Origin of the sequence: Streptomyces sp. NPDC058371, from assembly GCF_042723265.1 — a bacterium.
Classification (GTDB): domain Bacteria; phylum Actinomycetota; class Actinomycetes; order Streptomycetales; family Streptomycetaceae; genus Streptomyces.
Map to the genome: position 1 here is coordinate 1 of NZ_JBHXJC010000005.1, position 23,942 is coordinate 23,942.

Here is a 23,942-nt window from a genome sequence, read left to right on the forward strand (position 1 = left end):
TCGCCCTACCGGCTGTGCTGTCTTCTGGGGGCGCTCTGTTGCCCGTCCTCACGCATGGCGACGGGCATTTGATGTACCGGCACGGCCCCTTCGGCCGGTTCGCGACTGCGGGTGCGTGGGGGTTGCGAGCAGCGGCACTCCGCCGCTCTAGCTGCGGGCATGCGTGCCGCTAGGGGCGATGGGGGTCCCCCCGCTCGAGCGGAGCCGAGAGTGGGGGAGGGTGGGCGCAGCGGCAACCCCGCGGCGCCGGGCTCGCCGACCCACCCCCACCTCAGCCCCGGCGCCGGGTGCCCATGCGGGTAGGGGAGTTCCACCCGGGCGGCACCCCGTGGGGCCGGGGCTCGCCGACCCACGTGACGGCGGCACGGATGCCGGGTGCCCAGGGCAGGGACGGGGGTGGGCCCACCCGGGCGGCACCCTGTGGGGGCGGGGCTCGTCGGCCTACGTGACGGCGGCAGATGCCGGGTGCCCAGGGCAGGGACGGGGGTGGGCCCACCCGGGCACCCCGTGGGACCGGGATCGCGGGTCCATGTGAACGGCACCCCGCAGGGGCCCGCGCGCGTGGCCCCCCGCACAACCCCGGGTACCCGGGTAGCACCGTTCCGCCCCCCGCCAGGGGCCCCGTACCTTTACCGGGTGAGCACCCTAGAGCGCACCAGGTGCAGAGTCCGGGCCCACCCGCTCGCCCTCGACGCGGCCCTCGCCGCCGGCGTCCTGGCCTGCATGGCGGCGAGTTCCTTCATCGACCCGCACGCGGACCACGGCGATACCTGGGGCGCTCGCACCCCGAACTCCCTCAGCCTCACGCTGATGGTGCTCGGCGCGGCGGCCCTCGTCCTCCGCCGTCGCGCCCCCATCCCGGTCCTCGCCGCGACGGTCGCCGTCTCCCTCGTGGAGCTGGTGTCCAGCGACCCCCGCGCCCCCGTGGTGATGTGTGCCGTCGTCGCCCTCTACACGGTGGCCTCGGCCACCGACCGGCCCACCGCATGGCGCCTCGGCCTGCTCACCATGACCGTGCTGACGGCGGCCGCGATGCTCGCGGGGCCCCTGCCCTGGTACACCCAGGAGAACCTCGGCATCTTCGCCTGGACCGGGATGGCCGCCGCCGCGGGCGACGCCGTACGCAGCCGGCGCGCCTTCGTGCACGCCATACGGGAGCGCGCCGAGCGGGCGGAGCGGACCCGGGAAGAAGAGGCGCGCCGCCGCGTCGCCGAGGAGCGGCTGCGGATCGCCCGCGATCTGCACGACGTCGTCGCCCATCACATCGCCCTGGTCAATGTGCAGGCGGGCGTCGCCGCCCACGTGATGGACAAGCGGCCCGACCAGGCCAAGGAGGCGCTCGCCCATGTGCGGGAGGCCAGCCGCTCCGCGCTGAACGAACTCCGGGCGACGGTGGGCCTGTTGCGGCAGAGCGGGGACCCGGAGGCCCCCACCGAGCCGGCCCCCGGCCTGCACCGTCTCGACGAACTCGCCGACACCTTCCGCAACGCCGGTCTCCCCGTCGAGGTCGTCGGCGCCGACCACGGCGCCACCCTGCCGGCCGCCGTCGACCTGGCCGCCTACCGCGTCATCCAGGAAGCCCTGACGAACGTGCAGAAACACGCCGGCACCGCGGCGAAGGCCGAGGTCAGCGTCGTACGCGTAGGACCGAACGTAGAGGTCACCGTGCTCGACAACGGGCCCGGGAAGGACGAAGGACCGCAGGACGGCGGCGGGCACGGGCTCCTCGGCATGCGCGAGCGGGTCACCGCGCTCGGCGGCACCTGCACCGCCGGTCCCCGGTACGGCGGCGGTTTCCGGGTCCATGCGATCCTTCCGGTCAAGAACCGCACGGCTGCCACGGGGGACTCCGCATGACCATCCGCGTCCTGCTCGCCGACGACCAGGCGCTGTTGCGCTCTGCCTTCCGCGTCCTGGTCGACTCCGAGCCCGACATGGAGGTCGTGGGTGAGGCGGCCGACGGCGCGGAGGCGGTGCGGCTCGCCCGCGAGGAACGCGCCGACGTGGTGCTGATGGACATCCGGATGCCGGGCACCGACGGGCTGGCCGCCACCCGGTTGATCAGCGCGGACCCCGGCCTGGCCCATGTCCGGGTGGTCATGCTGACCACCTTCGAGGTCGACGAGTACGTGGTGCAGTCGCTGCGGGCCGGGGCATCCGGGTTTCTCGGCAAGGGGTCCGAGCCCGACGAACTGCTGAGCGCCATCCGCATCGCGGCCGGCGGAGAGGCACTGCTCTCGCCCGCCGCCACCAAGGGACTCATCGCCAGGTTCCTCGCCCAGGCCGACCCCGCCGACGACGGACGCGACCCGGCCCGCTCCGAGCGGCTCGACACGCTCACGGTCCGCGAACGCGAGGTGCTGGTGCAGGTCGCGGGCGGGCACTCCAACGACGAGATCGCCGAGCGCCTCGAAGTCAGCCCGTTGACGGTGAAGACGCACGTCAACCGGGCCATGGCCAAGCTCGGCGCCCGCGACCGCGCCCAACTGGTCGTCATCGCGTACGAGTCGGGGCTGGTACGTCCAAGGGTGGAGTGAGCTCCACCGGGGTGTACTGCGCCCGCAGTAGGCGCCGTATAAGGAAATGGACCTGGGGGCGACGGATCAGCCGCCGGTGATGGCTCAGGGTGTGACAGGAGGCGCTCACATGTGCCCTTCTCCCGCTCACACCACGGAAGAGAGACCCGCCACCCATGTCCTGGCTGTCCAGATTCAGCCTCGCGCAACGGGCCCTGATAGGGCTGATGTCGATCGTCGCGCTCGCCTTCGGAGCGATCGCGATCCCACAGCTCAAGCAGCAGCTGCTGCCCACCATCGAACTGCCCATGGTGTCCGTCCTTGCGCCGTACCAGGGTGCGTCCCCGGACGTGGTCGAGAAGCAGGTCGTCGAGCCCATCGAGGACAACCTCGAATCCGTCGACGGGATCACGGGCGTCACCTCCACGGCGAGCGAGGGCAACGCCGTGATCATGGCGTCCTTCGACTACGGCAACAACACCAAGCAGCTCGTCGCCGACGTCCAGCAGGCCGTCAACCGGGCCCGCGTCCAGCTCCCGGACGACGTCGACCCGCAGGTCATCGCCGGTTCGACCGACGACATACCGACGGTCACGCTCGCCGTCACCTCCGACAAGGACCAGCAGGCCCTGTCCGACCAGCTGGACCGGACCGTCGTACCGGCGCTGAAGGACATCGACGGCGTCGGCCAGGTCACGGTCGACGGCGTCCGGGACCTCCAGGTCGCCGTCACGCCCGACGACAGGAAGATGGCGCGGGCGGGTCTCACCCCGACCGCCCTCGGCCAGGCGCTGCAGGCGGGCGGCGCGACCGTCCCGGCGGGCTCCTTCGACGAGGACGGCAACAACCGCACCGTCCAGGTCGGCGGCGGCTTCACCTCGCTGAAGCAGATCCAGGACCTGATGGTCACGGGCGCCGGGGGCAAGAAGCCCGTCCGCCTCGGTGACATCGCCGCGGTCGAGCAGGAGCAGGCCACGGCCGACTCCATCACGCGTACGGACGGCCGTCCGAGCCTCGCGGTCATGGTCACCATGGACCACGACGGCAGCGCGGTCGCCATCTCCGACTCGGTCCAGGACAAGCTGCCCGACCTGCGCAAGGACCTGGGCAAGGACGCGAAGATCACCGTCGTCAGCGACCAGGGCCCGGCGGTGTCCAAGTCCATCGACGGACTGACCACCGAGGGTGCACTCGGTCTGCTCTTCGCGGTGCTCGTCATCCTGGTCTTCCTGGCGTCGATCCGCTCCACCCTCGTCACCGCGGTGTCCATCCCGCTGTCGGTGGTGCTGGCCCTGATCGTGCTGTGGACCCGCGACCTGTCGCTCAACATGCTGACGCTGGGCGCGCTGACCATCGCCATCGGCCGGGTCGTCGACGACTCGATCGTCGTCCTGGAGAACATCAAGCGGCACCTCGGCTACGGCGAGGAGCGCGAGGAGGCGATCCTCAAGGCGGTCCGCGAGGTCGCGGGCGCCGTCACCGCGTCGACCCTCACCACGGTCGCCGTCTTCCTGCCCATCGGCCTGACCGGCGGCATGGTGGGCGAGCTCTTCGGCTCGTTCAGCCTGACGGTCACGGCGGCGCTGCTCGCGTCCCTGCTCGTCTCGCTCACGGTCGTGCCGGTGCTCTCGTACTGGTTCCTGCGCGCCCCGAAGGGCACCCCGGCGGACGCCGACGAGGCGCGCCGCAAGGCGGAGGAGAAGGAGGCGCGCAGCCGTCTCCAGCGCTTCTACGTGCCGGTCCTGCGCTTCGCGACCCGTCGCCGCCTCACCAGCGTGGCGCTCGCGATCGTCATCCTGGTGGGCACGTTCGGGATGGCGCCGCTGCTGAAGACGAACTTCTTCGACCAGGGCGAGCAGGAAGTCCTCTCCGTCCAGCAGGAGTTGAAGCCCGGCACCAGCCTGGCGGCGACCGACGCCTCGGCCAAGAAGGTCGAGAAGATGCTCGACGGGGTCAAGGGCGTCAAGGACTACCAGGTCACGATGGGTTCGTCCGGCTTCATGGCGGCCTTCGGCGGCAGCACGGACACCAACCACGCCTCCTACCAGGTCATGCTGGAGGACTCGGCGTCGTACGACGAAGTCCAGAGCAGCATCGAGGACGGTCTCGGCAAGCTCTCCGGGATCGGTACGACCACCGTGGCGGCCGGTGACGGCTTCGGCAGCCAGGACCTGAGCGTCGTCGTGAAGGCGGCCGACGCGGGCGTCCTGCGCAGGGCGGCCGACGAGGTCCGCGACGAGGTGGCCGGGCTCGACGACGTCACGGACGTGACGAGCGACCTGGCGCAGAGCGTGCCCCGGATCTCCGTCAAGGCCAACTCCCGTGCGGCGGCGGCCGGTTTCAACGACACGACGCTCGGTGCGGCCGTCGCCCAGGCGGTGCGCGGTACGACCAGCGGCAAGGCGATCCTGGGCGACACCGAGCGGGACGTCGTCATCAAGTCGGCCGAGCCGGCACGGACGCTGGACGAGCTGAAGAGCCTGCGGCTCGGCGCTGCGAAGCTCGGTGACATCGCGACCGTGAAGCTGGTCGACGGCCCGGTCTCCATGACCCGTATCGACGGTCAGCGGGCGGCCACCATCACGGCGAAGCCGACCGGCGACAACACCGGCGCGGTCAGCGCGGACCTCACGGCCAAGCTGGACAAGCTCAAGCTCCCGGCGGGGGCGACGGCGGAGATCGGCGGTGTCTCGCAGGACCAGAGTGACGCGTTCGCCTCGCTCGGCCTCGCGATGCTGGCGGCGATCGCGATCGTCTTCATGCTGCTGGTCGCGACGTTCCGCTCGCTGGTCCAGCCGCTCATCCTGCTGGTGTCCATCCCCTTCGCGGCCACGGGCGCGATCGGTCTGCTGGTCGCCACCGGCACCCCGATGGGTGTCCCGGCGATGATCGGCATGCTGATGCTCATCGGCATCGTGGTCACCAACGCGATCGTGCTGATCGACCTGATCAACCAGTACCGCAAGCAGGGGTACGGAGTGGTCGAGGCCGTGGTCGAAGGCGGCCGTCACCGTCTGCGGCCGATCCTGATGACCGCGCTGGCGACGATCTTCGCCCTCCTCCCGATGGCGCTCGGTGTCACCGGCGAGGGCGGCTTCATCGCCCAGCCGCTGGCCGTGGTCGTCATCGGCGGTCTGATCACCTCGACCCTGCTGACTCTGCTCCTCGTCCCGACGCTCTACGCGATGATCGAACTGCGCAAGGAGCGGCGGGCGAAGAAGAAGGCGGCGAAGCGGTCGGCCAGGTCGGGCGACGCCACCGCCTCCGAGGAGGCGGACAAGTCCCCGGAGCCCGCCGGAGTCTGACGCCCCGTCACCACGACTGCCGGCCGGCTGTCGCCTTTCTTGTCGGCCGGCAGTCATCCGGATCGTCATCCGGGCCCTCGTTCCCGCGCACAGTGCGCAGGGAGCGGGGGCCCGGTCGTTTTCGGCCGCCCTGCCCGCGGTGTCGATTGCTGGTCCGTACCTCACTTGACTCCGTTTGGTTCACGCCTTAAAACAAGCGGTGAACACCCCTCTTTCGACTCCCCACTTGGGCATATTGCGGCGAAAGGTATGACATGGGCATGAAATTCCAGTGGAGACGCACGGCTGTCCGGCGGGGCCTCCCGATGGCACGCAAGGCGGCCTACGCCGCCGCCTGTTCCCTCGTCGTGGGCCTGCTGAGCGTGCTGCCCGCGTCCCCCGCCGCGGCGGCCACCGGCCAGATCAGCGGACTCGCGGGCAAGTGCATCGACGTGGCCGGCGCGTCGAGCGCCAACGGCACGGCAGTGCAGTTGTACGACTGCAACGGCAGCGGCGCCCAGCAGTGGAACGTGGGCTCGGACGGCACGATCCGCGCGCTCGGCAAGTGTCTGGACGTCACCGGCAATTCGACCGCCGACGGGGCCCAGCTCCAGCTGTGGGACTGCAGCGGCGGCGCCAACCAGCAGTGGGCCGTCTCCGCCGCCCGTGACATCGTCAGCATCTCGGCGAACAAGTGCGTCGACGTCACCGGCAACAACTCGGCCAACAGCACCCGGCTGCAGATCTGGACCTGCACCGGCGGCGCGAACCAGAAGTGGACGGCACCCTCCTCCGGTGGCGGTACGCCCAGTGGATTCGTCGTCTCCGAGGCGCAGTTCAACCAGATGTTCCCGAACCGGAACTCCTTCTACACCTACAGCGGTCTGACCGCCGCGCTGAGTGCCTACCCCGCCTTCGCCAACTCGGGCAGTGACACGGTCAAGAAGCAGGAGGCGGCGGCGTTCCTGGCCAACGTCAACCACGAGACCGGTGGTCTGGTGTACGTGGTGGAGCAGAACACCGCGAACTACCCCCACTACTGCGACTGGGGCCAGTCCTACGGCTGCCCGGCCGGCCAGTCCGCGTACTACGGTCGCGGGCCCATCCAGCTGAGCTGGAACTTCAACTACAAGGCCGCGGGTGACGCGCTGGGCATCGACCTGCTCAACAACCCCTGGCTCGTGCAGAACGACTCGGCGGTGGCCTGGAAGACGGGCCTTTGGTACTGGAACACCCAGTCCGGCCCGGGCACGATGACCCCGCACAACGCGATGGTCAACGGTGCCGGTTTCGGCCAGACGATCCGCAGCATCAACGGCTCCCTGGAGTGCGACGGCAAGAACCCCGCCCAGGTGCAGAGCCGCGTCGACGCCTACAACCGCTTCACCTCGATCCTCGGCGTCACGCCCGGATCGAACCTGTACTGCTGACACCGGTTCCGTACTCCTGACACCGGTCCTGTACGCCTGACGCGGGTCCTGTACGGCTGACACCGCTCCCGCATGCGGTAAGGGGTGCCCCCCATGGAGGGGCGCCCCTTACTCGCGTATGGACGTGCTCGCGTCCGGCGGCACGCGCTACGGCAGCGCCAGCATCCGCTCCAGCGCGAGCTTCGCGAACGCCTCCGTCTCCTTGTCCACCTCGATGCGGTTGACGAGGTTGCCCTCGGCCAGCGACTCCAGGGTCCAGACCAGGTGCGGGAGATCGATGCGGTTCATGGTCGAGCAGAAGCACACCGTCTTGTCGAGGAAGACGACCTCCTTGTCCTCGGACGCGAAGCGGTTGGCCAGCCGGCGGACCAGGTTCAGCTCCGTGCCGATGGCCCACTTGGAACCGGCCGGAGCCGCCTCCAGGGCCTTGATGATGTACTCCGTGGAGCCCACGTAGTCCGCTGCGGACACCACTTCGTGCTTGCACTCCGGGTGGACCAGCACGTTCACCCCGGGGATCCGGGCCCGTACGTCCTCCACCGACTCCACCGAGAAGCGGCCGTGGACGGAGCAGTGGCCGCGCCACAGGATCATCTTCGCGGCGCGCAGCTGCTCGGTGGTCAGTCCGCCGTTCGGCTTGTGCGGGTTGTAGAGGACGCAGTCGTCCAGGGACATCCCCATGTCGCGGACGGCCGTGTTGCGCCCGAGGTGCTGGTCCGGCAGGAAGAGCACCTTCTCGCCCTGCTCGAACGCCCAGTCCAGCGCCTTCTTGGCGTTGGAGGAGGTGCAGATCGTGCCCCCGTGCTTGCCCGTGAAGGCCTTGATGTCGGCGGAGGAGTTCATGTACGAGACGGGCACGACCTGCTCGGCTATGCCGGCCTCGGTCAGCACGTCCCAGCACTCGGCGACCTGCTCGGCCGTCGCCATGTCGGCCATGGAGCAGCCGGCGGCGAGGTCGGGGAGGACCACCTTCTGGTCGTCGGAGGTGAGGATGTCCGCGGACTCGGCCATGAAGTGCACGCCGCAGAAGACGATGTACTCGGCCTCGGGGCGCGCGGCGGCGTCCCGGGCGAGCTTGAAGGAGTCGCCGGTGACGTCCGCGAACTGGATGACCTCGTCGCGCTGGTAGTGGTGGCCGAGGACGAAGACCTTGTTCCCGAGCTTCTCCTTCGCCGCGCGGGCGCGCTCCACCAGGTCCGGGTCGGACGGGGAGGGCAGGTCGCCGGGGCACTCGACGCCGCGCTCGCTCCTCGGGTCGGCCTCGCGGCCGAGCAGCAGCAGGGCGAGGGGCGTCGGTTGAACGTCGAGCTCCTGGGGCTGGGCGGTGGTCACGACACGCACCCTTTCTGTTCTGCGGCTCGCGGGGAGTCCGATCGATCCCCGCGGGACTTGCGGGACATGCCTTTTCGTCGAAATGACGCTATCTATCATAACCGCTTCACGTCACTTTGACGACGGCCATTGCGTCGATGTGACGTGAATCCTGGCGGCCCCCGCGGCGGGTGACATCCCGATGTCCGAGGGGTTGTCCACAGGCCGGTGTTCGCTTCGCGGCGCATGTGCGAGCATGAAGAGAGAAGCGAAAAGACCCGCCCCGGCCCGGAATGAATCCGCGGCCATGCCGGTTGCAACCGTCGGCAAGCAGTCTCCGTACAACCCGGGAGAGAAGCAGATGTCCGTATCGGACGAGACCACCACCGTGAGCGACGGCATCATCCTGTCCGAAGCCGCCGCGTCCAAGGTCAAGGGCCTGCTCGACCAGGAAGGCCGTGACGATCTGGCGCTGCGCGTCGCCGTTCAGCCCGGTGGCTGCTCGGGCCTGCGCTACCAGCTCTTCTTCGACGAGCGCTCCCTCGACGGCGATGTCGTCAAGGACTTCGGCGGCGTCAAGGTCGTCACCGACCGCATGAGCGCCCCGTATCTCGGCGGCGCCTCGATCGACTTCGTGGACACCATCGAGAAGCAGGGCTTCACGATCGACAACCCGAACGCGACGGGCTCCTGCGCCTGCGGCGACTCCTTCAGCTGAATCGTCCCCCCACCGAGCGCAGCCGGTGGTGCGGCTCGGTTTGTCTGTCATGACGAAGGCGGCGTCCCCCTCCGACAGGGACGCCGCCTTCGCACGTCCGCGGCGCTCTCGGAAGGGGCTGCGGAGGTGAGTGGGGCCGGGTGGCCCGCCGCCCTTCAGCAGGGCCCGGCGGGATCGCCACGTGCCACGGCGCACGGCTGTCAGCGGCCCGCGGGCTGCTGACAGCCGCGGAGACCGGCCCAGGCGGCCTCCAGAGCCACCGGGATCTCACGAGGGCCAGGTCCTGGCCTCCAGGGCCACCGAGCTCCAGGGCCACCGAGGTCGTACGAGGCCTTCAGGGCTGCCGGGATCGCAGGAGGGGCCGGGGTTCCTGGCCTCCAGGGCCACCGAGGTCGTACGAGGCCTTCAGAGCCGTCGGGATCGCACGAGGGGCCGGGTTCCTGGCCTTCGGAGCCACCGACGTCGTACGAGGCCTCCAGCGCCACCGACGTCGTACGAGGCCGTCAATGCCGCCGAGACCGGGATCGTGCGAAGGCCGGTCCCCGGGCCGGCAAAGCCGCCGAGATCGTACGGAGGGCCGCTCCCGGCCCTCCCGGGTCACCGGAGCCGCGTCACTGCGGACCCGCCCCGCCACCCGGGTTGGTGACCTCGCCCTTCTTGACCGCCTTGCCGTCCGCCCCCACGACCTTGCGGTCGCCGAGCGGCTGGTCGAGGTGCACCGTCTTCTCGTAGACCTTGGCGATCAGGATGCAGACCTTGCCCTTCCACGGCTTCTCGGTCACGGTGACCGTCACCTTGTCCGAGGTCTCGCTCGCCGAGGCCGAGTAGTCGGCGCAGACCCCGCCGGTGAAGCTCACGGTCAGGTCCTTGCCGTCGGCGGTGTAGCCCTCCGGCTGCACCACACGGGACGACGGCTCCGAGGTCGGCTCGTCGCCCGGGCCGGTCGGCCGCGGGCTCGGCGGCCCGGTCGGGCTCGGGGCGGGCTCCGGCGCGGTCAGATACTGCGGGTCGACGGCCGGATGCGTCACGGTGATGCTGTCGTCGGCGCCCTTCGGCCGTACCTCGAACAGCCAGGACGGCACCAGCGTCTGCCGCCCGTCCACGAAGTGCGAGGCGAGCCCGAAGGTCGCCTTCTCGACCGCCACGGACTCGGGGGTCGGCGACGCGGTGGAGGCCCCGCACGGCGCCTCGTCACGGTCCTTCAGCGGGACGGGGCTGGCGCAGCCGCCGATGCCCATGCGCCCGCCGCCCGGCGCCGACCCGTTCATCAGATCCAGCGTCCGCTGCGCGCCGATGACGGGGTACGTGTCGCCCTTCACCGGTGTCTTCAACTGGCCGCTGCCGCCGATGACATGGCCCTCCACGTTGATCTGGAGGCCGGTCGTCCAGCCGTACGTCGGCAGCCCGCCGACCTTCGGGTCGGCGTTCACCACCCGTACCCGGTCCATGAGCTGGCTCGCGTCCAGCTTCGCGTCGTCCTGGCCGATGGCCTTCAGCACGGGAGCGGCCGCCTTCCTGGCCGCCGTCTCGCTCACCGGACCCGGGCCCAGCCCCGCCAGACCGCTGGACCCGACGGGGACACAGCGCTTGTCCTTGGGGCAGTTGTCCGTCCCCGGAAGGTACGAGCTGAACGTCCAGGTGCCCGGCGCGTTCTTGTTCACCCGCAGGTTCGGTTCCGCGCCGTCCTTCGTGGCGCCGACCGTCCAGGCGTCCCCGACCAGCCGCGGGGTGCCCTTCAGATCGAGGGCCTGCGCGAGCCGGGTCACCTCGGTCTTCGTGACCTCGCCCTTCGCCGCGTACACGGGCGCGGAGTCCGGACCGCCGGGCAGCTTGCCGTCCGCGCGATACCTGGTGCCGTAGGGATTGGGCTCGCCGGGCGCGATGCCGTTCGTGGCGCCTGTGTCCGAACCGCCCTCCGAGTAGCCGTCGAGGGCCAGCGGCGGGGGAGTGCCGTCGCCGCCGGTGGCCCCCGAGCCGGCGCGGTCGTCCCCGCCGTCGTACGCGGCCGTGGCGAAGTACGCTCCACCGCCGCCGACGAGCAGAACGGCGGCCGCGACCGAGACGACGGCCACCGGGGAATGCCGCCGGCGCGCCTTGGCCGTCTCGCCGCCCTCGCTGGGTTCGGTCGCGTCGTTGTCGGGTCGCTCGGTGCTCACCGCATCGCTCCTTCGGCTCCGCTGCTGTCCCTGATGACCCGGCCCTGCCAAAAGTCGGGCCCAAAGGTCGTATACCGCATCCCCTTTACGGGGGACAGCGATGGGACGCAGCGGGGGAGCGCGCGGTTCCCTGCGGGCGCTCCGCCCGTCGGCTCGGCCGGCGCCCTCAGTCGCCGTAGTCGGACATGGCGTCCAGCAGCCGGGCCGAGGTGGGCGGCACGGTCACGCCGAGGATGAGGGAGGGGGAGACGGGGTGGGGGGTGATGCGGTCGGGCGCCGTCCAGTGCGGGACCATCCGGGCGCAGTCGCCGCGCAGCGACGCCAGACCTCCTTCGAGGTCGAGCGGAGCGGAGCCGTGGACCTTGAGGTTCGTCATACCGGCACCGTAAGCACTGATCACGGCACGAAGAAAGATCTACTATCGGGTAGTTTTGCCCGCTTCAGAGCACGCGCCCCGCCCGGTAGCGTGAACTGTCATCCCCGTCTCCCACCGCCACCCTTGCAAAGAGCGCCTCGCGCGCCCCTTTCAATTCCTCGCAGGAGTGTGTCCTCGCCGTGCGTATCGCAGTCACCGGCTCCATCGCCACCGACCACCTCATGACCTTCCCCGGCCGTTTCGCCGACCAGCTCGTCGCGGACCAGCTGCACACGGTCTCCCTCTCGTTCCTGGTCGACAACCTCGACGTACGCCGGGGCGGTGTCGGCGCGAACATCGCCTTCGGCATGGGTCAGCTGGGTACGTCCCCGATCCTGGTCGGCGCGGCCGGCGCGGACTTCGACGAGTACCGCGCCTGGCTGGACCGCCACGGCGTCGACACCGGCTCCGTCCGCATCTCCGAGGTGCTGCACACCGCGCGCTTCGTCTGCACCACGGACGTCGACCACAACCAGATCGGCTCCTTCTACACGGGCGCGATGAGCGAGGCCCGGCTCATCGAGCTGAAGGCCGTGGCGGACCGGGTCGGCGGTCTCGACCTCGTCCTGATCGGCGCGGACGACCCCGAGGCCATGCTGCGCCACACCGAGGAGTGCCACTCCCGCGGGATCCCCTTCGCGGCCGACTTCTCCCAGCAGATCGCCCGGATGAACGGCGACGAGATCCGGACCCTGCTGGACGGCGCCACCTACCTCTTCTCGAACGAGTACGAGAAGGGGCTCATCGAGACCAAGACGGGCTGGACCGACGAGGAGATCCTGGGGAAGGTCGGCCACCGGGTGACCACCCTCGGCGCGCAGGGCGTGCGCATCGAGCGCGCCGGCGAGGAGCCGATCGAGGTCGGCTGCCCGGAGGAGCAGCGCAAGGCCGACCCGACGGGCGTGGGTGACGCCTTCCGCGCGGGCTTCCTCTCCGGCCTCGCCTGGAACGTCTCGCTGGAGCGGGCCGCCCAGGTCGGCTGCATGCTCGCCACCCTGGTCATCGAGACGGTCGGCACCCAGGAGTACCAGCTCCGCCGCACCAACTTCATGGACCGCTTCACCAAGGCCTACGGCCACGAGGCGGCCGCCGAGGTGCAGGGCCACCTCGCCTAGATCCGCCGGTCGCGACGTCAGGACAGCCGGCGGACCACGTAGGCCGTGCCACGCTCCGCCGGCTCCTCCCCGACGTACTCCTGTCCCCTCATCTCGCACCATGCCGGGATGTCCAGGCGCGCCGCCTCGTCGTCCGCGAGGACGCGGACCGTGCCGCCCACCGGGACGTCGCCGATGACCTTGGCCAGTTCGATGACCGGGATCGGGCAGCGCCTGCCCAGGGCGTCGATGACGAGCGAGTGGGCGGCGGCCGGGGTCTTCGTCGGCTCGGCGGGGGCGCCCAGCTTCTCGCGGACCGCCAGGACCGTGCCGGGGAGCACCGACAGGAAGCGGTCGACGTCCGTCGAGGGCGTGCCCGGCGGCAGCGACACGCGGACGTTGCCCTCGCTGAGCACGCCCATGGCCTTCAGGACGTGGCTCGGCGTCAGCGTGCTGCTCGTGCACGACGATCCCGAGGAGACCGAGAAGCCCGCACGGTCCAGTTCGTGGAGCAGAGTCTCTCCGTCGACATAGAGACAGGAGAAGGTGACGATGCCGGGCACCCGCCGGTCCGGGTCGCCCACCACCTCCACGTCCGGGACCAGTTCGGGCACCCGCGTGCGGATCCGGTCCGTCAGTTCCCGTAGCCGCGCCGCCTCCGTGGCCGCCTCCGCCTGTACGGCGCGCAGCGCGGCCGCCGCGGCCACGATCCCCGGGATGTTCTCGAAGCCGGCCGCCCGCCCCGACTCCCGCTCGTCCACGGGCCCTTGAGCGGCGAACCGCACCCCCTTGCGGACGACGAGGAGCCCGACCCCCGACGGCCCGCCCCATTTGTGCGCACTCGCCGCGAGCAGGGACCAGTCGCCCTCGACCCGCCCCCAGCCCAGCGACTGCGCCGCGTCCACGAGCAGGGGTACGCCGGCTGCCCGGCACGCCTGCGCCACCGCGGCCACCGGCTGCTCCGTACCCACCTCGTGGTTGGCGGACTGGAGGCAGGCGAGCGCGGTGTCGGGGCGCAGGGCGGCCGCGTACGCGTCTGCGGTGACGGCACCGGTGCGCCGTACCGGGACGTGGGTCACCGTCCCACCGCCGGTCTCATGGACCTCTGCCGAATGGAGTACCGAAGAATGTTCGACCGCTGACACGATCAGGTGGCCTCCGACGCGCCGACGGCCCGCCAGGGCGCCCGCGATCCCGGAGTGCACGGCCCGCGTCCCGGACGAGGTGAACGCCAGTTCGTCCGGGCGGCAGCCCACCGCGTCGGCGGCCGCCTCGCGCGCGGCGTCGAGCAGCAACCGGGCCCGCCGCCCCTCGCGGTACAGGCGGGCGGGGTCCGCCCACCCCTCGTCGAGCGAGGCCAGCAGGGCCTGCCGGGCTACCGGGTGGAGCGGGGCCGAGGAGGCAGCGTCGAAATAAGGCACGTGTCCACGCTAACTCCTGGCCCGGAGGGGGTGTCAGAAGGCGGCCGGAGCGGGGCATTCCACTCCTTCGGGGTGTCGGACGGCGCGTTGGGCACCCTCCCCGCGCGACCCCAAATAGCGTCCAGTAGGGTTTGCTCCGCATAAACATCCAAACCCCTGCCCGTGTGCCAGGGCGGCGAGCGACCAGCGAGAAGGCCGTAGCCAACCAGCGCGGGCGAGACTCTCGGGAAGGCGCTACGTGAGTCCCTACGGCTCCGACCGCTCGCCGCGGCGCCCGATGCGGCGGAAGCTGCTGCAGGCACTGACAGCGGGCTTGGTCCTGGCGACCGCCACCGGTTGCACATACAAGGACTTCCCCCGCCTTGGTATGCCCACCCCGACCACGGAAGAGGCTCCGCGGATCCTCTCCCTGTGGCAGGGGTCGTGGGCCGCAGCACTCGCCACGGGCGTGCTGGTCTGGGGCCTGATCCTGTGGAGCACCTTCTTCCACCGGCGCAGCCGCACCAAGGTCGAAGTTCCCCCGCAGACCCGGTACAACATGCCCATTGAGGCGCTGTACACGGTGGTCCCGCTCATCATCGTCTCGGTGCTCTTCTACTTCACGGCACGTGACGAGTCGAAGCTCCTGGACCTCTCCAAGAAGCCGGACGTCACGGTCAACGTGGTCGGCTTCCAGTGGAGCTGGGGCTTCAACTACATCGAGAACGTCGACGGCTCGACCGGCGACGCGAACACCGACAAGAACCTGGACGCGATTCCGAACCGGTTCAAGGACGACTTCCCGGCGAACGCCGGCGGTGTCTACGACGTCGGTACGCCGGCCTCGAAGAACCCGCAGACGCACAACCCCGGTCCGACCCTCTGGCTGCCCAAGGGCAAGACGGTCCGCTTCATCCTCACTTCACGTGACGTCATCCACTCCTTCTGGGTGGTGCCGTTCCTCATGAAGCAGGACGTCATCCCGGGCCACACCAACTCCTTCCAGGTGACCCCCAACAAGGAGGGCACCTTCCTGGGTAAGTGCGCCGAGCTGTGCGGCGTCGACCACTCCCGGATGCTCTTCAACGTGAAGGTCGTCTCTCCCGAGCGCTACGAGGCCCACCTCAAGGAGCTCGCGGCGAAGGGGCAGACCGGTTACGTCCCGGCCGGCATTGAGCAGACGGGCCACGAGAAGAACCGGGAGACGAACAACCTGTGAGCATCCTCAACGAACCTCAGGGTGCCGCCGAGGCCGAAGGCTCGTACGCGAACGAGCTGCCGGTCCGGCGCAAGCAGCCCGGCAACGTCGTGGTCAAGTGGCTCACCACCACCGACCACAAGACGATCGGCACGCTGTATCTGGTCACGTCGTTCGCGTTCTTCTGCATCGGTGGCGTCATGGCGCTGCTGATGCGCGCCGAGCTCGCGCGTCCTGGTCTGCAGATCATGTCGAACGAGCAGTTCAACCAGGCGTTCACGATGCACGGCACGATCATGCTGCTGATGTTCGCGACGCCGCTGTTCGCCGGTTTCACCAACTGGATCATGCCGCTGCAGATCGGCGCGCCCGACGTGGCGTTCCCGCGGCTGAACATGTTCGCCTACTGGCTCTACCTGTTCGGCTCGACGATCGCGGTCGGCGGCTTCCTCACCCCGTCGGGCGCGGCCGACTTCGGCTGGTTCGCCTACAGCCCGCTGTCGGACGCGGTCCGCTCGCCGGGCATCGGCGCCGACATGTGGATCATGGGTCTGGCCTTCTCCGGCTTCGGCACCATCCTCGGCGCGGTCAACTTCATCACCACGATCATCTGCATGCGCGCACCCGGCATGACCATGTTCCGCATGCCGATCTTCGTGTGGAACGTGCTGCTGACCGCCGTACTGGTCCTGCTGGCCTTCCCCGTCCTCGCCGCCGCGCTGTTCGCGCTGGAGGCGGATCGGAAATTCGGGGCACATGTCTTCGACGCTGCGAATGGCGGCGCGCTGCTCTGGCAACACCTCTTCTGGTTCTTCGGCCATCCAGAGGTGTACATCATCGCCCTGCCGTTCTTCGGAATCATCTCCGAAGTGATCCCGGTGTTCAGCCGCAAGCCGATGTTCGGCTACATGGGCCTCATCGGCGCCACCATCTCCATCGCGGGTCTGTCCGTGACGGTGTGGGCGCACCACATGTACGTCACCGGCGGCGTCCTGCTGCCGTTCTTCTCCTTCATGACGTTCCTCATCGCCGTGCCAACAGGCGTGAAGTTCTTCAACTGGATCGGAACGATGTGGAAGGGCTCGTTGTCCTTCGAGACACCGATGCTCTGGGCCGTCGGCTTCCTGATCACCTTCACCTTCGGTGGTCTGACCGGCGTCATCCTGGCCTCGCCGCCGATGGACTTCCACGTCTCCGACTCGTACTTCGTGGTGGCGCACTTCCACTACGTGGTCTTCGGCACCGTGGTGTTCGCGATGTTCTCCGGCTTCCACTTCTGGTGGCCGAAGATGACCGGCAAGATGCTCGACGAGCGGCTCGGCAAGATCACCTTCTGGACGCTGTTCATCGGCTTCCACGGCACGTTCCTGGTGCAGCACTGGCTGGGCGCCGAGGGCATGCCGCGCCGTTACGCGGACTACCTCGCCGCCGACGGCTTCACCGCGCTGAACACGATCTCGACGATCAGCTCCTTCCTGCTCGGCCTGTCGATCCTGCCGTTCCTCTACAACGTGTGGAAGACGGCCAAGTACGGCAAGAAGGTCGAGGTCGACGACCCGTGGGGCTACGGCCGTTCACTCGAGTGGGCGACCTCCTGCCCGCCGCCCCGGCACAACTTCCTCACCCTGCCGCGGATCCGCTCCGAATCCCCGGCGTTCGACCTGCACCACCCGGAGATCGCCGCTCTCGAGCAGCTCGGACACGGCGGCCACGGTGCCAGCGCCCTCGCGGGTAGCAAGGAGACCGGCAAGTGAAGATCCAGGGCAAGATGTTCATCTGGCTCGCCGTCTTCATCCTCGTCATGGCGATCGTCTATGGCGTGTGGTCGAAGGAGCCCGCCGGTACCACGGCACTCTTCCTGGCCTTCGGCCTGAGCATCATGATCGGCTACTACCTGGCCTTCACGGCCCGGCGGGTCGACGCGGGCGCTCAGGACAACAAGGAGGCCGACGTCGCGGACGACGCCGGCGAGGTCGGGTTCTTCAGCCCGCACAGCTGGCAGCCGCTCGCCCTCGGCACCGGTGGCGCGCTCGCCTTCCTGGGCGTCGTCTTCGGCTGGTGGCTGATGTACTTCTCGGCCCCGATCATCCTGATCGGCCTGTGGGGCTGGGTCTTCGAGTACTACCGCGGTGAGAGCCGCACCCAGTAGCACGCGCTGAGCGCACGGGAGCCCGGACACTCCGTCAGGAGTGGCCGGGCTCCTCCTTTTGCCACGCCTCCTGTCCCTCGCACGGGTCACTCACCGCGCCGGAGCCGGTGGGGGTTCTTAGCGTGGGCTCATGAACCACTCACCGCGAATCCGCACGGTCGTCAGCTGCACCACGCTGGTGGTCGCCCTCGGCGCGGGGTCCACCGCCTGCAGCTCGGACGGCAACCCGCTCTCGGCCAAGCCGTACGACGCGGCGGGTCAGATCGCTTTCAACGGGCCCGCCGGCGGCAGCCGGAAGGCCGACCCGGACAAGCCCCTGGAGGTCACCTCCAGAGGCTCCGACGGGCGCATCACGGACGTCATTGCCGTGGACGCCACCGGCAGGTATCTGGCGGGCCGGCTGTCTGCCGACGGCCGCCGCTGGCACAGCACCTCACCACTCGCCGCCGACGCCCACTACACGGTGTCGGTGAGCACCGAGGACGAGGACGGCGCGCCCGGGCGCAAGGTCCTCTCCTTCGACACCAGCAAGCCCTCCACGAAGAAGCGGCTGGACGTCACCTTCGGGCCGGACGCGGGCAAGTACGGCGTCGGCCAGCCCGTCACCGCCGAACTCAGCGCCCCCATCAAGGACAAGGCCTCCCGGGCCATCGTCGAGCGCGCCCTGAAGGTGGACTCGACGCCCGCCGTCGAGGGCGCCTGGCACTGGGTGGACGACAAGGAACTGCACTTCCGCCCCAAGGAGTACTGGCCCACGAACGCCACCATCCAGGCGCACGCCAACCTCGCGGGCATCAAGATCGGCGACCGTATGTGGGGCGGCAACGCCAAGCCGCTGAAGCTCACCACGGGCGACCGCGTCATCGCGGTGACCGACGCCGCCGCGCACTCGATGACGGTCTACAAGAACGGTGAGGAGATCAACGAGATCCCGGTCACCACCGGCAAGCCCGGCTTCGAGACCCGCAACGGCGTCAAGGTCGTGCTCGGCAAGGAGTACTTCGTACGGATGCGCGGTACCAGCATCGGCATCTCCGAGGGCAGCTCCGACTCGTACGACCTGCCGGTGTACTACGCGACCCGGGTGACCTGGAGCGGTGAGTACGTCCACGCGGCGCCGTGGTCCACGGGCTCCCAGGGCTCCGCCAACGTCAGCCACGGCTGCACCGGCATGAGCACCGCCAACGCCGCCTGGTTCTTCGAGAACGTCCGCGCCGGCGACATCGTCAAGGTCCAGAACTCCAACGGCGACATGATGGACCCGTTCGGCAACGGGTTCGGCGACTGGAACCTCGACTGGAAGAGGTGGCGCACCGGCAGCGCGCTGCTGGGCGGGACCCCCGACGGACCCCGCCCCGAGGACCGGGCGCGGCTGCGCCCGGAGAGTGCCTGAGGCCGAGCCCCGCAGCGGCCGCTCAGGTGCCCAGCAGGGCCTTGCGGCGCAGCAGCGAGGCCAGCGAGGCCGCGAACTCCACCGGATCGACCGGCAGGGTCACCGCGGCGTCCGCGCGGCTCCAGGTGGCCAGCCAGGCGTCCTGCGGGCGGCCGATGAGCACCAGCACGGGCGGGCAGTTGAAGATCTCGTCCTTGATCTGGCGGCACACGCCCATGCCGCCCATCGGCACCGCCTCGCCGTCCAGGACGCAGACGTCGATGCCGCCCTTGTCGAGCTCGGCCAGTACGGCCGCCGGCGTGGCGCATTCGAGGAACTCGACCTGGGGTGCGTCGGCCGCCGGCCTGCGGCCGGTCGCCAACCGGACCTGTTCGCGGGTGTTGGAGTCGTCGCTGTAGACCAGCACCGTGGCGGTCGGCTGCATTGTTCCTCCGTGACTTCGGCGACTCTGGCGTCGTACGGGCGTGAACCGATGCGCGGATGCTACTCCTTCAAACACCTCGTCAACACCGGTTCGGACAGGGCTTCGATGGGCCATACGGGCAGGACACACGCCTCGGACACTCCGAACGGCACCCCCCGGGGTGAGGGCGGGATAAGCGACCGACATAATGTCGGTCGTGGCGACAGCAACGACAGTAGAAACCGGGCATGCGCACCCGTCGGTCAATCGGCCGAACCTCACCAGCGTCGGAACCATCATCTGGCTGAGTTCCGAGCTGATGTTCTTCGCGGCCCTCTTCGCGATGTACTTCACCCTGCGATCGGTGACCGGGTCGACTCACTGGAAGGACATGGCCGAGTCGCTGAACGTTCCGTTCTCAGCGACGAACACCACGGTTCTGGTGCTCTCCTCACTCACCTGCCAGCTCGGCGTCTTCGCCGCCGAGCGTGGCGACGTGAAGAAGCTCCGGGCGTGGTTCATCGTCACCTTCATCATGGGTGCGATCTTCATCGGCGGTCAGATCTTCGAGTACACCGAACTGGTCAAGAAGGACGGGCTCTCGCTCTCCTCGGACCCGTACGGCTCGGTGTTCTACCTGACCACCGGCTTCCACGGTCTGCACGTGACAGGAGGCCTGATCGCCTTCCTGTTCGTCCTCGGCCGCACCTACGCGGCCAGGAGGTTCACTCACGAGCAGGCCACCGCAGCCATCGTCGTGTCCTATTACTGGCACTTCGTCGATGTCGTCTGGATCGGCCTTTTCGCCACGATCTACCTGATCAAGTAGCCGGTGCGTCGTCCGACGACCCACCGAACACATTCCAGAAGCACCGACGCAGAAGATCCTGACACCGGGGTAATCCGTGAAAAAGCTCTCCGCACGACGACGCCATCCGCTGGCGGCGGTCGTCGTCCTACTCCTCGCGCTGGCGGCCACCGGGGGGCTGTACGCCGCGTTCGCACCCGCGAGCAAGGCGCAGGCCGACGAAACCGCCCAGTCCCTCGCCATCGACGAGGGCAAGAAGCTCTATGCCGTGGGCTGCGCCAGCTGCCATGGCACCGGCGGTCAGGGCACCTCTGACGGGCCGCAGCTCACCGGCGTGGGCGCCGCGGCCGTCGACTTCCAGGTCGGCACCGGTCGTATGCCGGCCCAGCAGCCGGGCGCGCAGATCCCGAAGAAGAAGGTCATCTACTCGCAGGCCGAGATCGACCAGCTCGCGGCGTACATCTCGTCGCTCGGCGCCGGTCCTTCGGTTCCGACGAAGAACCAGTACAGCCCGGAAGGCGCGGACATCGCCAAGGGCGGCGAGCTCTTCCGCACCAACTGCGCGCAGTGCCACAACTTCGTCGGCAAGGGCGGTGCACTGTCCGAGGGCAAGTACGCGCCGAGCCTTGAAGGCGTCGACCCGAAGCACATCTACGAGGCCATGCAGACCGGCCCGCAGAACATGCCGTCCTTCCCCGACACGACGATGTCGGAGAAGAACAAGAAGGACATCATCGCGTACCTCCACGCGGTCAACGGAAGCGACACCGAGAGCCCCGGTGGTCTTGAGCTGGGCGGCCTCGGGCCGGTCAGCGAGGGTCTGTTCGCCTGGATCTTCGGACTCGGCGCCCTGATCGCCGTCGCCGTCTGGGTCGCCGCTCGGACCGCAAAGGCCAAGAAGTCATGAGTAGCCAAGACATTCCAGAAGAGAACCTGCCCGCCGAGCGGGCCATCGACGAGCACGGGCACGGTGCCGTCGGCGTAGCGGACGAGAAGAACCCGTTCGCCGACCCGGGGCTGCCGCCCCACGAGCACCGTGTCCAGGACATCGACGAGCGGGCCGCCCAGCGCTCCGAGCGCGTGGTCGCCATGCTGTTCACGCTGTCGATGCTGGCCACGATCGGGTTCATCGCCTCGTTCGTGACGATCCCGGCCGACAAGTCGGTCTTCATCTTCCCGCTCGGTCACATCAGCGCGCTCAACTTCGCACTGGGCATGACGCTCGGCCTCGCGCTCTTCGCGATCGGCGCGGGCGCGGTCCACTGGGCCCGCACGCTGATGTCCGACGTGGAGGTCGCCGACGAGCGGCACCCGATCGCGGCGGAGCCGGAGGTACGGGCCAAGGTCCACGCCGACTTCGCGCAGGGTGCCAAGGAGTCCGGGTTCGGCCGGCGCAAGCTGATCCGCAACACGATGTTCGGCGCGCTGGCCCTGGTGCCCCTGTCCGGCGTGGTCCTGCTGCGCGACCTGGGTCCGCTGCCCGAGGACAAGATGCGTCACACGCTCTGGTCCAAGGGCAAGCTGCTCGTCAACATGAACACGAACGAGCCGCTGCGTCCCTCGGACGTCGCCGTCGGCTCGCTCACCTTCGCCAAGCCCGAGGGCCTGGAGGAGCACGACGAGGAGTTCCAGGACGAGATCGCCAAGGCGGCCCTGATGATCATCCGGCTGCAGCCGGACAACATCAAGGACAAGCGCGAGCTCGAGTGGGCGCACGAGGGCATCGTGGCGTTCTCGAAGATCTGCACCCACGTCGGGTGCCCGATCTCCCTGTACGAGCAGCAGACGCACCACGTTCTCTGCCCGTGCCACCAGTCCACCTTCGACCTCTCCGACGGTGCCCGAGTGATCTTCGGCCCGGCCGGTCACGCTCTGCCGCAGCTGCGCATCAGCGTGAACGATGAGGGCTACCTTCAGGCGCTCGGCGACTTCGAAGAGCCCGTCGGTCCTGCTTTCTGGGAGCGCGGATGAGCACTGCAAGCAATGAGCCGCGTTCGCGCGAGAAGGCGCCCGCCGGTGAGCGGGTGGCCGACTGGGCGGACGGCCGACTGGGGATCTACTCCCTGGCCAAGTCCAACATGCGCAAGATCTTCCCGGACCACTGGTCCTTCATGCTGGGCGAGATCTGCCTCTACAGCTTCATCATCATCATCCTCACGGGTGTGTATCTGACGCTGTTCTTCCACCCGTCGATGAACGAGGTGGAGTACCACGGCAGCTACGTCCCGCTGCAGGGACAGCTGATGTCGGAGGCGTTCAGCTCGACGCTGCACATCAGCTTCGAGGTCCGTGGCGGTCTGCTGATCCGGCAGATCCACCACTGGGCGGCGCTGATCTTCCTCGCCGGCATGTTCGTGCACATGATGCGCGTGTTCTTCACGGGTGCGTTCCGCAAGCCGCGTGAGATCAACTGGCTGTTCGGCTTCCTGCTGTTCGTCCTGGGCATGTTCACCGGCTTCACCGGCTACTCGCTCCCGGACGACCTGCTCTCCGGCACCGGTGTCCGCTTCACCCAGGGCGCGATCCTGTCCACGCCGATCGTCGGCACGTACATCTCGATGTTCCTCTTCGGGGGCGAGTTCCCGGGCCACGACTTCGTTTCGCGGTTCTACTCGATCCACATCCTGCTGCTGCCCGGCATCATGCTCGGCCTGGTGGTGGGCCACCTGATCCTGGTCTTCTACCACAAGCACACCCAGTGGGCGGGTCCGGGCAAGACCGAGAAGAACGTCGTGGGCATGCCCCTGCTGCCGGTCTACATGGCCAAGGCGGGCGGCTTCTTCTTCCTGGTCTTCGGTGTCATCGCGGCCATCGCGGCGATCGCCTCGATCAACCCGATCTGGGCCATGGGCCCGTATCGCCCGGACCAGGTGTCCACGGGCGCCCAGCCCGACTGGTACATGGGCTTCGCCGAGGGTTTGATCCGGTTCATGCCCGGCTGGGAGATCAACCTCTGGGGTCATACGCTCGTACTGGGCGTGTTCGTCCCGCTGGTGCTCTTCGGTGTCGTGCTCGGCGCGTTGGCGGCTTATCCGTTCATCGAGTCCTGGGTCACCGGCGACAAGCGTGAACACCACATCCTGGACCGGCCGCGCAACGCCCCGACCCGCACGGGTCTGGGCGTGGCCTGGGTCACGATGTACATGATCACGCTGGTCGGCGGCGGCAACGACCTCTGGGCCACGCACTTCCACCTGTCGATCAACTCGATCACCTGGTTCGTCCGGATCTTCTTCTTCGTCGGACCGGTCTTCGCGTTCCTCATCACCAAGCGGATCTGCCTCGGCCTCCAGCGCCGGGACCGGGACAAGGTGCTGCACGGCCGCGAGTCGGGCATCATCAAGCGCCTGCCGCACGGTGAGTTCATCGAGGTGCACGAGCCGCTCAGCCAGGAGGCCCTGCACACGCTCACCGCGCACGAGCAGTACCAGCCGGCCCAGATCGGCCCCGCGGTCGACGAGAACGGTGTCGAGCGCAAGGTGAAGGGCTCGCAGAAGCTGCGCGCCAAGCTGAGCGAGGGCCTCTACGGGGAGGACAGCCAGATCCCCAAGCCCACGGTCGAGGAGTACAAGGAGATCACGAGCGGCCACGGCCACCACTGATCACCTGACCGGTCCGCGCGACCGCCACGGCTGGAGCCCCGTCCATTGCATGGACGGGGCTCTTT

The 23,942-nt window shown here is 69.0% G+C and carries 19 protein-coding genes; 14 read left to right on the forward strand and 5 right to left on the reverse strand.

Annotated features, from left to right (window positions below; all coding sequences use genetic code 11):
* Window positions 1-636 precede the first annotated feature (636 nt).
* From ACFWM2_RS17300 to ACFWM2_RS17315, 4 genes are all read left to right on the forward strand, one after another.
* Window positions 637-1,857, forward strand: coding sequence for a sensor histidine kinase (locus ACFWM2_RS17300; protein ID WP_383279813.1), 1,221 nt, complete (start codon window positions 637-639; stop codon window positions 1,855-1,857).
* Window positions 1,854-2,537 (forward strand): response regulator, encoded by a 684-nt coding sequence (locus ACFWM2_RS17305; RefSeq protein ID WP_383279816.1) that lies wholly within the window; start codon window positions 1,854-1,856, stop codon window positions 2,535-2,537. The genes ACFWM2_RS17300 and ACFWM2_RS17305 overlap by 4 nt, the downstream gene beginning before the upstream one ends.
* Window positions 2,538-2,692: 155 nt before the next feature.
* On the forward strand, window positions 2,693-5,821 hold the full coding sequence (locus tag ACFWM2_RS17310) for an efflux RND transporter permease subunit (protein WP_383279819.1): 3,129 nt from the start codon (window positions 2,693-2,695) through the stop codon (window positions 5,819-5,821).
* 305 nt (window positions 5,822-6,126) lie between these two features.
* On the forward strand, window positions 6,127-7,230 hold the full coding sequence (locus ACFWM2_RS17315) for a glycoside hydrolase family 19 protein (RefSeq protein WP_383279821.1): 1,104 nt from the start codon (window positions 6,127-6,129) through the stop codon (window positions 7,228-7,230).
* A gap of 147 nt (window positions 7,231-7,377) precedes the next feature.
* Here ACFWM2_RS17315 and nadA read toward each other — a convergent pair whose 3' ends face one another.
* Window positions 7,378-8,571 carry a quinolinate synthase NadA gene (nadA, locus tag ACFWM2_RS17320; protein WP_383279824.1) on the reverse strand — a complete coding sequence of 398 codons (1,194 nt, stop codon included), beginning with the start codon at window positions 8,569-8,571 and terminating at the stop codon, window positions 7,378-7,380.
* Between the two features lie 331 nt (window positions 8,572-8,902).
* Between nadA and ACFWM2_RS17325 the strand changes: the two genes are divergently transcribed.
* Window positions 8,903-9,259 (forward strand): HesB/IscA family protein, encoded by a 357-nt coding sequence (locus ACFWM2_RS17325; RefSeq protein ID WP_383281056.1) that lies wholly within the window; start codon window positions 8,903-8,905, stop codon window positions 9,257-9,259.
* A gap of 611 nt (window positions 9,260-9,870) precedes the next feature.
* Here the strand turns inward: ACFWM2_RS17325 and ACFWM2_RS17330 are convergent.
* On the reverse strand, window positions 9,871-11,415 hold the full coding sequence (locus ACFWM2_RS17330) for a hypothetical protein (RefSeq protein ID WP_383279827.1): 1,545 nt from the start codon (window positions 11,413-11,415) through the stop codon (window positions 9,871-9,873).
* A gap of 166 nt (window positions 11,416-11,581) precedes the next feature.
* A complete protein-coding gene (locus tag ACFWM2_RS17335; protein ID WP_383279830.1) occupies window positions 11,582-11,791 on the reverse strand; it encodes a hypothetical protein in 210 nt (69 codons plus the stop codon).
* 179 nt (window positions 11,792-11,970) lie between these two features.
* Here ACFWM2_RS17335 and ACFWM2_RS17340 point away from each other — a divergent pair, with 179 nt between their 5' ends.
* Entirely contained in the window at window positions 11,971-12,945 is a 975-nt protein-coding gene (locus ACFWM2_RS17340) for a carbohydrate kinase family protein (protein ID WP_383279833.1), read from the forward strand.
* A gap of 17 nt (window positions 12,946-12,962) precedes the next feature.
* Here the strand turns inward: ACFWM2_RS17340 and ACFWM2_RS17345 are convergent, their stop codons facing one another.
* On the reverse strand, window positions 12,963-14,345 hold the full coding sequence (locus ACFWM2_RS17345) for a cysteine desulfurase/sulfurtransferase TusA family protein (RefSeq protein WP_383279836.1): 1,383 nt from the start codon (window positions 14,343-14,345) through the stop codon (window positions 12,963-12,965).
* Between the two features lie 238 nt (window positions 14,346-14,583).
* On the opposite strand from ACFWM2_RS17345, the gene coxB reads away from it, so the two are divergent.
* From coxB to ACFWM2_RS17365, 4 genes are all read left to right on the forward strand, one after another.
* The gene (gene coxB / locus ACFWM2_RS17350) at window positions 14,584-15,543 is read left to right on the forward strand and encodes a cytochrome c oxidase subunit II (protein WP_383279839.1); all 960 of its coding nucleotides are present in this window, start codon (window positions 14,584-14,586) and stop codon (window positions 15,541-15,543) included.
* On the forward strand, window positions 15,540-17,276 hold the full coding sequence (gene ctaD / locus ACFWM2_RS17355) for a cytochrome c oxidase subunit I (protein ID WP_383279842.1): 1,737 nt from the start codon (window positions 15,540-15,542) through the stop codon (window positions 17,274-17,276). The genes coxB and ctaD overlap by 4 nt, the downstream gene beginning before the upstream one ends.
* Window positions 17,273-17,671, forward strand: a complete 399-nt coding sequence (locus ACFWM2_RS17360) for a cytochrome c oxidase subunit 4 (protein WP_383279845.1) — start codon at window positions 17,273-17,275, stop codon at window positions 17,669-17,671. Before ctaD ends, ACFWM2_RS17360 begins: the two co-directional genes overlap by 4 nt.
* A gap of 130 nt (window positions 17,672-17,801) precedes the next feature.
* A complete protein-coding gene (locus ACFWM2_RS17365) occupies window positions 17,802-19,064 on the forward strand; it encodes an Ig-like domain-containing protein (protein WP_383279848.1) in 1,263 nt (420 codons plus the stop codon).
* A 22-nt stretch (window positions 19,065-19,086) separates the two neighbouring features.
* On the opposite strand, the gene ACFWM2_RS17370 is transcribed toward ACFWM2_RS17365, so the two are convergent.
* Window positions 19,087-19,488: a hypothetical protein gene (locus tag ACFWM2_RS17370; protein ID WP_383279851.1), complete on the reverse strand. Its 402-nt coding sequence runs from the start codon at window positions 19,486-19,488 to the stop codon at window positions 19,087-19,089.
* A gap of 187 nt (window positions 19,489-19,675) precedes the next feature.
* On the opposite strand from ACFWM2_RS17370, the gene ACFWM2_RS17375 reads away from it, so the two are divergent.
* The 4 genes from ACFWM2_RS17375 to ACFWM2_RS17390 all read left to right on the forward strand — a co-directional run bounded on the left by ACFWM2_RS17375 (window position 19,676) and on the right by ACFWM2_RS17390 (window position 23,877).
* Window positions 19,676-20,296, forward strand: coding sequence for a heme-copper oxidase subunit III (locus tag ACFWM2_RS17375; RefSeq protein WP_383279854.1), 621 nt, complete (start codon window positions 19,676-19,678; stop codon window positions 20,294-20,296).
* Window positions 20,297-20,372: 76 nt separating this feature from the next.
* Complete coding sequence (locus ACFWM2_RS17380) at window positions 20,373-21,182, forward strand: c-type cytochrome (RefSeq protein WP_383279856.1); 810 nt, start codon at window positions 20,373-20,375, stop codon at window positions 21,180-21,182.
* Entirely contained in the window at window positions 21,179-22,246 is a 1,068-nt protein-coding gene (locus ACFWM2_RS17385; protein WP_383279859.1) for a Rieske 2Fe-2S domain-containing protein, read from the forward strand. Before ACFWM2_RS17380 ends, ACFWM2_RS17385 begins: the two co-directional genes overlap by 4 nt.
* Window positions 22,243-23,877 carry a cytochrome bc complex cytochrome b subunit gene (locus tag ACFWM2_RS17390; protein WP_383279862.1) on the forward strand — a complete coding sequence of 545 codons (1,635 nt, stop codon included), beginning with the start codon at window positions 22,243-22,245 and terminating at the stop codon, window positions 23,875-23,877. Before ACFWM2_RS17385 ends, ACFWM2_RS17390 begins: the two co-directional genes overlap by 4 nt.
* Window positions 23,878-23,942: the final 65 nt, after the last annotated feature.

What these genes read in the sequence shown, in the direction of transcription:
- ACFWM2_RS17305 (WP_383279816.1), top strand. Translation starts at nt 1,854, where the DNA reads ATGACCATCCGCGTCCTGCTCGCCGACGACCAGGCGCTGTTGCGCTCT.
- ACFWM2_RS17310 (WP_383279819.1), top strand. Translation starts at nt 2,693, where the DNA reads ATGTCCTGGCTGTCCAGATTCAGCCTCGCGCAACGGGCCCTGATAGGG.
- ACFWM2_RS17315 (WP_383279821.1), top strand. Translation starts at nt 6,127, where the DNA reads ATGGCACGCAAGGCGGCCTACGCCGCCGCCTGTTCCCTCGTCGTGGGC.
- ACFWM2_RS17325 (WP_383281056.1), top strand. Translation starts at nt 8,903, where the DNA reads ATGTCCGTATCGGACGAGACCACCACCGTGAGCGACGGCATCATCCTG.
- ACFWM2_RS17335 (WP_383279830.1), bottom strand. Translation starts at nt 11,791, where the DNA reads ATGACGAACCTCAAGGTCCACGGCTCCGCTCCGCTCGACCTCGAAGGA.
- ACFWM2_RS17365 (WP_383279848.1), top strand. Translation starts at nt 17,802, where the DNA reads ATGAACCACTCACCGCGAATCCGCACGGTCGTCAGCTGCACCACGCTG.
- ACFWM2_RS17370 (WP_383279851.1), bottom strand. Translation starts at nt 19,488, where the DNA reads ATGCAGCCGACCGCCACGGTGCTGGTCTACAGCGACGACTCCAACACC.
- ACFWM2_RS17375 (WP_383279854.1), top strand. Translation starts at nt 19,676, where the DNA reads ATGTCGGTCGTGGCGACAGCAACGACAGTAGAAACCGGGCATGCGCAC.
- ACFWM2_RS17385 (WP_383279859.1), top strand. Translation starts at nt 21,179, where the DNA reads ATGAGTAGCCAAGACATTCCAGAAGAGAACCTGCCCGCCGAGCGGGCC.
- ACFWM2_RS17390 (WP_383279862.1), top strand. Translation starts at nt 22,243, where the DNA reads ATGAGCACTGCAAGCAATGAGCCGCGTTCGCGCGAGAAGGCGCCCGCC.